This window comes from Nocardia sp. FDAARGOS_372 (assembly GCF_002554515.1).
GTDB classification, from domain to species: domain Bacteria; phylum Actinomycetota; class Actinomycetes; order Mycobacteriales; family Mycobacteriaceae; genus Nocardia; species Nocardia farcinica.
Genome location: NZ_PDDW01000001.1, coordinates 4,428,058 through 4,439,902, shown reverse-complemented (window position 1 = coordinate 4,439,902; position 11,845 = coordinate 4,428,058). Strand labels below are relative to the sequence as shown.

The window sequence follows — 11,845 nt, the reverse complement described above, 5'->3', positions numbered from 1 at the left end:
GGGGCCAGTGGCAGTGCATGGGCGGCCCGGGACAGCGGAAAGGCCGCCCGCGCGAACGTGGGCGGCCTTTCCGGGCTCCTGGCGGCCGGACTCCTAGGTGGTGCGGATGCGCAGCCCCGGGTTGTCCGAGAGCACCACGCTGACCGGCTGCGCGAACAGCTGCGGCGCGTTGCCGGTGAGGGCGCCGATCAGGTTGGGGATCGCGCACATCGGGTAGTCGGCCACCGACGAGGCGCTGGAGATGCCCAGCGCCATCCGGCCGGTCACGATCGGGCCACCGCTGTCGCCGGGCAGCGCGCAGATGTTGGCGGAGAAGCTCTGGGTGAGTTCCCGCTCGCCGACCTGCACGGTCTGGTCGACGGCGTTGACGATGCCGCAGCTGAACCCGGTGCGCGAGCCGGACTTGCAGACCGGGGCGCCGACCACCGGGGTGGCCACGCCCTCGATGCGCACCGGCGCCGCGCCGGGCACCCGCACGCCGTTGTTGGCGAAGCGGCCGGTCACCGCGTCGTCGATCTTGATGATCGAGTAGTCCTGCGAGCCGAGCACCGACTTCTGGAACACGCCGAGGCGGCCGCCGTTGCGCTCGCCGGACAGCAGCTCGTGCACGGCCGCGGCGTTCGGAGTGCCCGCCGAGGCGACGTCGGGGTTGCAGTGACCGGCGGAGATGTTCACCACCGCGCCGGAACGGTCGGTGCCGTTGAAGCCGAAGGAGCAGCGCAGCTGACCCTCGCCACCGACGGAGGTGTAGCCGTCGCCACCCGCGAGTTCGCCGCGGGCGAGTTCGTCGGCGATCGCGCCCGCCTGGGGCACCGGCTCGCCCGCCGCGGGCGGCGTCATCACGATGACCCGCGAGGGGTCGACGAAGCTGGGCATCGGCACGCCGGGCTGGTCGACCCGCACGGCGATGCTGTTGTTGACGGTGTCGATCACCACGCCACGGATCAGCGCCGACACCGCTTCGGGCTGGGTCTCCAGCCAGCGCTCGAACGCGGTCTTCTCCCCGCGCAGGGTCGCCTCGCTCTTGGCGACGTTGCGAACCTCGAACCCGGCGGATTCGGCGGCCGCACGGGCCTCCTCGGCGCCGGGGCCCTGCGCCAGCGCGACGATCGCCTTGCCCGCGTCGTCCAGCCACGACCCACCGAACACCTGCGGGTACTGCCGCTGCGCGGTGGTCGCGAAGGCCGCGACCTGCTGGGCCAGGTCGGCGCGGCGCAGGTATTCCTCGGGCGAGAGCTTCAGGTCCCGGTTCAGCGCCTCCACCAGCTGCGCGGGCAGATCGGTGGCGGGCGCGGGCTCGGCGTTCGCCACGGCCGCTGTCGGGCCGAACAGCAGAATCGCCGCCGAGGCGGCGATCACCGACTTGCGGAACCGGGTCTGTCGCGCAGCTGGTCTGGATCGACCTATCCGTGGCAGGAGCATGACCAGACTATATGGGGTTCGGGCCGGTATTCCCACTCAACCGGATGGTCTGCATTCAGCCGGCGTGCCCGCCCGTGCGCACCTGGATTCCGCTGCCGACACCGCCGCCCGAGGTCGCGTCGATATCGGCGAGGATGGCGCGGATCGGGATGCCGAGGGTGGCCGTGCCGCCGTAGGGTGCGAGCGCGACATTGGCCTCGTTGCAGTTGGGGGCGTCGGCGGCGTTGGAGCCGCTGGTGATGCCGAGCGCCAGCGTGCCCGACACGATCGCGCCGCCGCTGTCACCGCCGAGGGTGCAGGCCGAGCTGGCGAAACCGCGGATGGTCCGGCTCTCGCCGTTGGCCGTGTACAGCTGGGTCTCCACCCGGTCGGCGACCACGAAGCCGCAGGTGAAGGTGGAGGACTGGCCGGACTTGCAGACGGGCGCCCCGGTGATCGGGTCGGCGACACCGGTGATGGTGAGGGTGGTGCCGTTGGCGCCGCGCACGATCGGCCGGTCCATGCCGCCGCGCACGGCCCGCTCGTTCAGCTGGATGACCGAGTAGTCCAGCGCGCTCGGCCCGCCGAGCTCCGCGCGCACGAAGGAGCCCAGCTCCGGGCTGTTCGCGATGTCCTGGACGTTGGGCAGGTACACCGAGGCCCGCTCGTCGGATTTGTCGATGTTGGGGTCGCAGTGGCCCGCACTGATGTTGAGCGCGTTGCCCGCCGCGTCGACGCTGTTGAACCCGAACGAGCAGACGTCGACGCCGCGCAGCGACTCGTCCTGCAGGCTGGTGGGTGCGCTGATGTAGGTGTCGCCGCCCATCGGCCGCCGTTCCACCGGGCCGCCGCTGTCGGGGGAGAGGATGACCTTGATGTTGGCGATCAGGGTCGGCAGGTTCAGCATGTGCCCGGCCGGGGTGTTGGCGACGCTGACGATCAGCTGGCTGTTCAAGAAGTCGATGGCCACCGAGTTGACCGCCTGCGACAGTTCGCGCGGCAGCGAGTTCATCCAGTGGGCGAGCTGGGTCAGCGAGCTCTCCAGGCTGTCGGCCGAGACCGGCGCCAGGTGGGTCTGGTAGCCGTCGGCGGCCGCGATCCGGGCGGCGTCGGCCGAGGTGACCGCGACGACCGGCTTGCCGTCGGCACCCATCCACGCCCCGGCGAAGTCGTCCGGCCGTTCGGCGCGGAAGTCCTGGGCGTAGTCGCGCAACTGCTGGGCGCGGGCGGCGCGATCGAGGTACTCGGTCGGGGTCATCTTCAGATCCCGCGCGATGGCTTCGACGAGTTCGGCGGGCAGGCTGTCGGCGCTGAGCTGCCCCGGAACGGGGTCCGCGGTCGCGGTGCCGGACAAGGGGGCCAGGAGAACGGTCGCGGCGACTCCGAGGGAAGCTGCCCTGACCGCGGCGCGACGCGCCACCAACTTGCGCATGAAGTCCCTTCGTCGGCACGCGGGCGTGCCAGGTGAATCCGTGCCCCAGCGGCGGCGAATCCGTTGGCGCACAGTCGTGGTCCAGCTCGACCGGGAGTCGGCGTGACGGCGACTACAACGGTCAGCGACACACTCTAAGGCACGAACCCCGATCGGTGTTCAGTGAACTGTCTCAGCGGTCCTGCCGCCAGTCCTCGGGGTCGAACGGCACGAAGGGGTTGCGCCGGGTGGTCGTGGTCGGCTTGCTCCGGGTCGTGGTGGTCGGTTCCGGGGTGGTGGTGACCGGCGGCGCGGTGGTCGGCTCCGGGGTCGGTTCGGGTGTCGCCGGTTCCGGTTCCGGTTCCGGAGGCGGTGCGGGCGCCGGGGCGGGCACGAGGGTGACCGGCGGCTGCGTGGTCGGTGGGGGTGGCGGGGCCACCACGGTCGTCGAGGTGTCGGACCTGGCGTCGGGCAGGGTCGGCGGGGCGGGGGAGTCCTCGCCCCGGAACAGCAGCGCGACGCCGACACCGCCGAGTGCCAACCCGATCAACGCCGCCGCGGCGATCAGTATCGGGATCCGTCTGCTCGGGGTGGGCGCGGCGGTGGCGGCGGTCGGCGGCGCCGCGACGGTCTGCGGTCCGGCCATCACCTCGGTGGCGGCGGGGGCGGGCGGTGCCGCGTCGGCGGCGGGCATCGCGGCCGAATACGCCTGCGGTGTGGGTTGCGGGGCGGGCACCGCGGGGATCACGTCGGTGACCACCGTGGAGTTCTCCGCCGATCCCGGATCGGGCGGTGCGGCGCCCGCGGGCGTGGACAGCACCGCGGCCAGTGCCGCGCGGGCGGCGTCGTAGGCGAAGGCCTTGCCCGGTTCGGCGGTGTCGACCGCGGGCAGATCGGCCTCGCTGACCAGCACCACCGACCGCAACCCGAGATAGTCCAGCGCCTCGCGCAGGGCCTGCACCAGCGGTGCGGGCCAGGTGCCCGGATGGGTGGCGTAGAACTCGGCGGCCCCGCTGAGGTGCTCGGTGGTGAGGTTGATCAGGCAGAACAGCGCGGTGGCGACCAGGTCCTCGGCGCGGTAGGCCTCGCCGTCGTCGACCGGGATGCCGGCCGGGTCGCCGACCTTCGCGACGAAGCCGGTGATCGAGTGCGAATGGCCTTCGGGAGCCTCGCTGCCCAGCACGGTGTCGCCGTCGTCGGACATGTGCAGCACACAGTCGCGCTCGACGTAGTGCAGGTCGCCACCGTCGGTGACGACCGCGGCGGTGCAGCCGTCGTCGGCGATTCGCAGGCCCACCCCTGTGGCCATCACATTCCTCGCTTCGGCATAGATCGGCGCGCGCCGAGCGATCACACGAGCAGTGAGCCGTGTCCCATGGCGCGGAGCATCGACAATAACTCCGAGCGGGACCCGGCACCGATCCGACGCCGGATCCGGGCCACGTGGTGCTCGACCGTCTTCGCCGAGATGTAGAGCCGGGCGCCGATCTCGCGATAGGTCAGGCCGAGCAGGACCAACTCGGCCACCTCGCGCTCGCGATCGCTGAGGACCGCGGTCGGCTCCGCGGCGGGCGCGGTGTCCGGCGCCTGCGCGCGCGGGGCGGGGCGGGGTGCCGGGCTCGGGCGGGCGCGCCTCGGCGCGGACCGTGCGGGCCAGCTTGAGCAGGGCGGTCGCGGTGGCCGAGTCGGCGGCGGCCAGAGCGGCCTCGCTGGCCAGCCGCGCGGCGTCCCAGACCAGGCCGAGTTCGCGCAGGCCCGCCACGGCGGTGGTCACCGGTTGCGCGGCCACCTCGCCGCGCAGCACCAGCACCCAGGTGCGGCCCGCGTCGGCGAGGACGGCGGCGTGCCGGTCGCCCGCCTCGGCGGCGTCCTTGAGCAGCCGGGCGGGTGGCAGCAGTTCGTCGGGGCTCTCGTGGGCGATGGCGGCCTGCACCCCGTACCAATGGAAGGCGTTGGCCCAGGCGGGCGGCTGGCCGAGGCGGCGCAGCAGCGCCAGGGTCGCGTCCACCAGCGGCTGGACGCGGCGTTCGTCGCGCAGCCGGATGCCCGCCAGCCACAGCTCGCCGATCGGCAGCGCGGTCAGCAGATCGGCGTCGACCTCGTCGAAGATCGGATAGGCCGCCTGCCAGGCCTTCGTGAGCGCCGCGTGGTCGCCGCCGCGCCGGGCCAGGCCGACCGCGGCGCCGTGGGCGAGCAGCCGATCGCGCCGGTCCAGGGTCGCCAGGTCGAGGGCGGCGAGGGTGGTCGCCGCGGCCTGCTCGTCGCCGCCGAGCATGGCGGTCCACGCGGTGAGCACCGACAGGTGCGGCGAGCGCAGGCCTGCGGCGTTCGCGCGGCGGATGGCATCGCCCGCGCGGCGCGGCTGCCCGGTGCTCAGGCACAGCAGCGTCGCGGGGCCCACAGCGGTGCAGGGCAGGAAGCGGTCGATGGTGGCGTCGCCGTGGGCCGTCTGGATCAGTGCGGCGACCGCGGCGGCGGTGCCGGATTCGGTGCCGCGCAAGCTGTCTTCGAGAGCGCACGCGATCGCCCTGGTGTGCTCGCCTGCTTCCGTGGGCGGCCATTGCTCGGCGGTGGCCGAGAGTTCCCGCGCGCCGTCGAGGTCGCCCGCCAGCGCCAGCACGGTCGCGCCCACGGACCAGTCCGCGCCGACGCGATGCGCGCCCAGCCAGCGGTACAACTGCGCGGCCCGTCCGACGAGTCCGCGCCGGGTCAGCACGCCCGCGCAGATCCGCACGGCCGTGGCGAGCTCACCGACGCCGACGCCGGGACGCGCGAGCACCGGTTCGGCCAGCCGCATGGCGGTGTCGCCGTCACCCGCGCGGGCGGCGGCCTCGGCCCAGCGCAGGCCGATGGTGTCGACCTGCGCGCCGGCCGCGGCCGCGGCGGCGTAGTAGCGCACGGCGTCGGTGCCGTTGTGTTCGGCTGCCGCCGCGAGGAATTCGGCCAGCCGGGTGTCGCGGACGCCGGATTCGGCCAGCATCAGCGCGGTGTGGTCGCGCAGCAGCCCGGCCTCGAGCCGGGCGTTGAGCAGACGGCGCTGCACGGCCACGAACCGGCGATCGCCGAGCATGGTCCGCAACGGCGCGACGGCCGGTTCGAGCAGCAGGTCGGCGTCGGTGATCAGGGCGCTCGCGCGGGCCCGGTCGATGAGGGAGTGGGCGGCGTCGGGTTCGACGCCGAGCACGTCGGTGAGTTCGCTGGCGTCCAGACCGGTGCCGGTGGTGGCGACGGCCAGCGTCTCCAGCAGGTCCGGGTCCAAATCCTCCAACTGGGCGCGCGCCCAGCCCGCGACGGCCTCGTCGACGGCACGGATGCCCGCGTCGAGGCGGGCCGAGCAGGCGGCGGTGAGCGCGGCGACCACACCGCCGCGGATGCCGCCGGTCTGCTGATGGATGTGCTGGGCCACCGGGCGCGGCACCATCATCCCCAGTTCGCGGGCGAACGGCAGGATGTCGGCGGTGCCGAGCGGGCGCAGGTCGAGGACCCGGCCGCGGCGCGCGACCGCGTCGGTGAGCGCGCGTAGCCGCTGATCGTGCGGGCGCGGTTGGGTCGCCACCACCACGGTGCGCGCGCCACTGTCGACGGCGGCGCAGAGAGCATCGAGTTCGGTGGCGGACAGGGTGGTGGCGTTGTCGACGATCAGGGCCGCGGACGTGTCGTCGGTGGCCGTGGCGGGGGCGTGGTCGCGGAAGGGGATGCCCCTGGCTTTCAGCCGCGACCGGATCAGGGTCAGCATCGTCGACTTGCCGGTGCCGGATCGGCCCCGGATCAGGTAGATGATCGGCTCCTGGTCGACGGTGTCGAGCTCACGCAGCAGGTCGCGCGCGCACGGCAGCGTGTCGAAGGCGATCTCAACCACCGAGGCCTCCGAGGACCCCGCCGACGCCCTCGCCCAGGCCGCCCACCACACCGCCGACGCCCTCCCCGACGCCGCCGACGACCCCGCCCACGCCCTCGCCGACGCCACCGACCACGCCGCCGACGCCCTCGCCGACGCCGCCGAGGGTGTCACCGACACCGCCACCGGTCGGTGGGGCGGGTGCGGGCGGCGGGGTGTAGCCGCCGCCGGGCGACGGGGCGGGGCCGGAGCCGGCGCGGGGCCGGTGCGGGCGCGGGTGCGGGTTGGCCCGGCTGTGGCTGGACGGCGGTGTCGCCCGGTGCCGGTGCCCCGGCGGTCGGGGCGCCGTTCGCCGCGGCGGTGCCGGGTGCGGGCACGCCACCGGTGGGGGACGAACCGGGCTGTCCCGGAGCGGGATTCGACCCGCCGGCGGTCGCGGCCCCCGGGTCCGCCGCGGGCACGTTCGCGGCTCCGGTCCCGCCGCTGCCCGCGGGCGCGGCACCGCCGGTGCCCGCCACCGTGGTGGACTGCTGGGTGGAGGCCGGGGAATCGGTGCCGGTGGGCATCGTGGTGTAGGCGAGAGTGCCGGTGGCCAGCAGGGCCAGCACCGCGACCGCGCTGCCGATGACGGCGCCGCGCTGCCTGCCGCTGAGCCTGCGCGGCTTGTCGGCACGGGGTAGTACCGGCGCATCGGCGGCGAGACCGGTCGCGGCGGCCCGGTCCACCACGCTGAACTCCTCGGTCGGGGTGTCCGCCTCCGCGATCGCGGCGGGCACCGTGTCGACCTCGCTGGCGAGCAGATCGGCGGCCAGCGCCGCGGCGCCGCGGGCGCTGGTGTGCGCGGGCTCGGGCGCCGCGGGCACCGGCAGCCCGAACTCGGTGGAGACCAGTTCGGCGACCAGGGGGATCGCACCGCCGCCACCGGTCAGCAGGACCCGGCCCACATCGTGCAGGTCGATGCCCGCCCGGTGCACCGCGTCGCGGATCAGGTCGAGGCAGGAGAGCAAGGGGCCGCGCAGCAGGTCCTCGAGCTCGTCGCGCACCAGCCGCACCTGGTCCTGCGGGCCGTCGAGAGCGACCGGAACGACCGTCGCCGTATTTCTGGAAAGCGATTCCTTCGCTTCTCGGCAACTCTCCCGCAAAATTGCCAGCCTCCGCTCGGTGACCGGATCGAACGGATCGAAGTCCGCGCCGCCGAGCGCGTTTGCCAGCACGTAACGCATGGTCAGCAGATCGAATTCGTCGCCGCCGATCTCGGTCGAGCGCAGCGATGCCAGCACCGCGGTGTGGGCGCCGGTGCGGACCACCGAGGCGGTCGCGCCGGTGGCGCCCAGATCCAACACCACGATCGCGCCCTCGCCCAGCGGTCCCTGCGCGGCCTCCAGCCAGCGGGCGGCCGCCGCGGGCTCGGGCACCAGCGTGACCTCGCCCAGCCCGGCCGCCTCCAGCGCCGCACGCTGCACCTCGACGGTGTGCAACGACCACCACGCGGGATGGCAGGCCACCACGGCGCCCGGGCGGGCGCCGGTGGCGGCGCTCACCTCGTCGATCAGGCAGCCGATCGCGGTGGCCACCAGATCCTGTGCCGCGTGCGCCGAACCGTCCTCGGCCAGGATGTCCACCGGATCGCCGACGCGGGGTAGAAAGCCCTCGAGCACCACGTCGTCGGAATGCCGACCGCGGCTCGAACCCGCGAAGGCGGGGGCCGCTTCCCGGCTCAGGCGCAGCGCGCTGGGATGCGCCGTGACCGCACCGCCCGACACGGGGCCTGCGTCGACATCGGCGACCTCCCCCGCCGTGGCGACCGCGACCGCATTGGACGCGCCGACGGTGATGCCGAGCGCCAGAAGCTCTGTCATGGGGAACCTCTTCGGAAACTGTGTGGTCCGTGGGACCGCTGTGCTGACCGATGGTGCGGAACCGAGGGGCCCGGCCGACCTGACACCTCTGTCGGTTGCCGGATAGCCGCCGTTACCCCCTCGGGGCGTTCGTGGGGAAATTCCCCTAATGCCCACCCGTCCCCTAACGGGACGGCGCGGGGGATGTTGGGGGGCGTCCCCGTTTCGGAGTAACAGCCTGGCTACCTAGCGTGAAATGCATTCCAACGAGTGCGGATCACTGAGGTCCGCCCATCCTCAGGAGACGATTCTCGATGACCCCCAACGCGATTCTCGAGTTCATCCTCAGCCTGCTGCGCGACCGCGAAGCCGCGGCGGGGTACTGCGCCAACCCGCAGGGCGCGCTGGCCGCCGCAGGCCTGTGCGAGGTCACCCCCGAGGACATCGCGGCCGTCGCACCGATGGTCGCCGAGTCGGCCCTGGTGACCGGTGGCTCCCAGCTGTCGGCGATCGTCGCGGCCGGCGGTTCGGCCACCGCGGGTGCCGCGGCCGCCGCCGTCATCGGTGCCGCCGCGAGCGCCGGCATCGACGCCGCCGCCGACGTGGCCGCCGATCTCGGACTCGATCTCGGCGCCGGGGCCGGAGGCAGCATCGACCTCGGCCTGGGCGGTGACATCGACCTCGGCATCGACACCGCCATCGACGCGGGCATCGACCTCGCCGCGGGCATCGGCGCCGGACTCGAAGGCGCCATCGACGCCGGGGTGGACCTCGGTGCCGGACTGGGCGCCGGGCTCGGCGCGGGCCTCGGTGTCGTCGGAGGCGTCGGCGCCGGACTGGAAGGCGCGATCGACGCGGTCGCCGGTGTCGGTGCCGGGCTGGGTGCCGGGATCGGTGGCGCCGTCGATGCGGTCGCCGGTGTGGGCGCGGGCGTCGGCGCGGGGCTGGAGGGCGCGCTGGATGCCGTTGCCGGTGTGGGTGCAGGGGTCGGTGCGGGGCTGGAGGGCGCGGTGGATGCCGTTGCCGGTGTGGGTGCGGGGCTGGGTGCGGGCCTCGAGGGTGCGCTGGAAGGGGTCACGGACGTGACGGCCGGTCTGGGCGGGGCGCTCGGCGGCGTCGCCGGCCTCGGCGGTGGCCTCGCGGGCAGCCTGGACGGCGTGGTGGACGCGGGCGCTGGTCTGGGCGGCGCGCTCGACGGTGTGGTCGAAGCCGGTGCCGGTCTCGGTGCCGGGCTCGGGGCTGCCGTGGGCGGCGCCGTAGATGCTGTCGCGGGCGTCGGTGGCGCTCTGGATGGGGCGGTGGAAGCCGGTGCGGGTCTCGGTGGTGCTGTGGGTGGCGCCGTGGACGCTGTCGCCGGTGTCGGTGGTGGCTTGAACGGTGTTGTGGACGCGGGCGTCGGCGGGGCTCTCGGCGCGGTGACCGGAATCGGTGGTGCGCTCGACGGTGTGGTCGACGCGGGTGCGGGCGTCGGCGGTGCGGTCGATGGTGCGCTCGGCGCGGTGGCCGGAATCGGTGGTGCTGTGGGTGGCGGTGTGGATGCCGGTGCGGGATTGGGTGGCGCCGTGGACGGTGCGGTGGACGCGGTTGCCGGAATCGGCGGTGCCCTCGACGGCGCGGTCGACGCGGGCGCGGGCCTGGGGGCGGGTATCGGCGGCGCGATCGACGGCGCCGTGGACGCCGCCGCCGGTGTCGGCGGCGGTCTCGAGGGTGCCGTGGGTGCGGGCGCCGGTCTCGGTGGATCGCTCGAGGGTGCCCTCGACGGCGCCGCGGAGGCGGGCGCGGGCTTGGCGGCCGGACTCGACGGCGCGGTCGGCGCGGTCGGCGGTGCCACCGCCGGGCTGGCAGGTGCCATCGACGCCGGGACGGATCTTGCCGCGGGCCTCGACGGTGCGGTCGACGGTGCGCTGGGCGCCGGTGCCGGCGTGGGCGGTGCTCTCGACGGCGCGCTGGCAGCGGGCGCCGATCTGACCTCCGGCCTGAACGGCGCCGTGGACGGTGCGCTCGGTGCTGGCGCGGGTCTCACGAGCGGCCTCGAGGGAGCCCTCGGCGGTGCGGTCGACGCGGGTGCGGGCCTGACCACGGGCCTGGAGGGCGCGGTCAATGGTGCGGTCGGTGCCGGTGCCGGTCTGGAAGGTGCCCTCGAGGGTGCTGTCGACGCGGGGGCCGGTGCGGCTGCCGGTGTCGGGGGTGCTGTGGGTGGTGCTGTCGAGGCGGGCGCGGGTCTGGCGGCCGGGCTCGAGGGTGCCGTGGCGGCCGGTGGTGACGTGGCCGCCGGGCTGGAAGGCGGGTTGTTCGGTGGCCTCGACGGTGCGGTGGACGCGGCTTCCGGTGTCGCGGGCGGGCTTTCCGGTGCTGTGAACGCCGGTGGGCAGGCCGTCGGTGGGTTGGAGTCGAGCCTGTCGGCCGGGCTGGGGGCGGCGCTCGGTGCGGGCGGCGAACTGTCGACCGAACTGGGTGGTGCGCTCGACGGTGGCGCGGACCTGGCGGCGGGGTTGGACGGCCTGGTGGACGGTGAGCTGGTCTCCGGTGTCGACGGTGGGCTGACCGCCGCGATCGGCGGCGTGCTCGGCGGAGACGCAGGCGCGGGTCTGGAGACCGGTCTCGGCGGCGTGGTCGACGCGAGCGGCGGTCTGACCGGCGCTCTGGACGGCACCGCCGAAACGGCGGCGGGCCTGGAAGCCGGTCTGGGTGGTGCGGCCGATGCCGCCGCCGGACTGACCACGGGCCTGACCGGCGGCCTGGAATCCGGCCTGGGCGCCGCGACCGATGCCGGTGCCGGTCTCACCGGCGGGTTGGCAGCGGGCCTGTCGGGTGTCACCGGTGCTACGGCGGGTCTGGAAACCGGTCTGTCGGGTGTCACCGGCGCCACGGCGGGTCTGGAAACCGGCCTGTCCGGCGTCACCGACACCACCACGGGCCTGGAGACCGGCCTCACCGGCGCCCTCGATGGAACCCTCTCCGGCGCGGGCGAATTCGGCTCCGGCCTGGAATCCGGACTCGGTGGCGGGTTCGCGGCGGGTTCGGGCCTCACCGGCGCTCTCGACGGCAGCCTCACCGGCGCCGCCGACACCACCGGCTCGGTGGGCGCCGGCCTCGAGTCCACCGCGGGCTCGGCGCTGGGCACCACCGGCGAGCTGGGGGGCAGCTTCGGCTCCACGGCCGCGAGCACCGCGAACACCTGGTCGACGGTGGACGTGTCGAGCGCGTTCGGGTCGGGCCTGGACAGCGGGATCACCGGTTCCGGCGAGTCCTCGCTGTTCGGCACGGCAGAATCGGGCGCCGAGGCCGCCGGGTCGACCGACCTGACCGGCGACGGATTCCTGAACTGATTTCCCGGCACGAGCAACAGAATCAGCG

General features: G+C 74.4%; 5 protein-coding genes. 1 reads left to right on the top strand and 4 read right to left on the bottom strand.

Annotated features, from left to right (window positions below; all coding sequences use genetic code 11):
* Positions 1-93: 93 nt before the first annotated feature.
* The 4 genes from CRM89_RS20935 to CRM89_RS20910 form a co-directional block, all read right to left on the bottom strand.
* Positions 94-1,422 carry a S1 family peptidase gene (locus tag CRM89_RS20935; protein WP_011211951.1) on the bottom strand — a complete coding sequence of 443 codons (1,329 nt, stop codon included), beginning with the start codon at positions 1,420-1,422 and terminating at the stop codon, positions 94-96.
* Between the two features lie 55 nt (positions 1,423-1,477).
* Entirely contained in the window at positions 1,478-2,833 is a 1,356-nt protein-coding gene (locus CRM89_RS20930) for a S1 family peptidase (protein ID WP_011211950.1), read from the bottom strand.
* 1,329 nt (positions 2,834-4,162) lie between these two features.
* Positions 4,163-4,339, bottom strand: a complete 177-nt coding sequence (locus CRM89_RS31825; RefSeq protein ID WP_231087181.1) for a response regulator transcription factor — start codon at positions 4,337-4,339, stop codon at positions 4,163-4,165.
* A 2,481-nt stretch (positions 4,340-6,820) separates the two neighbouring features.
* A complete protein-coding gene (locus tag CRM89_RS20910; RefSeq protein WP_098085730.1) occupies positions 6,821-8,509 on the bottom strand; it encodes an Hsp70 family protein in 1,689 nt (562 codons plus the stop codon).
* A 293-nt stretch (positions 8,510-8,802) separates the two neighbouring features.
* On the opposite strand from CRM89_RS20910, the gene CRM89_RS32130 reads away from it, so the two are divergent.
* Complete coding sequence (locus CRM89_RS32130) at positions 8,803-11,817, top strand: IniB N-terminal domain-containing protein (protein WP_098085727.1); 3,015 nt, start codon at positions 8,803-8,805, stop codon at positions 11,815-11,817.
* Positions 11,818-11,845 lie beyond the last annotated feature (28 nt).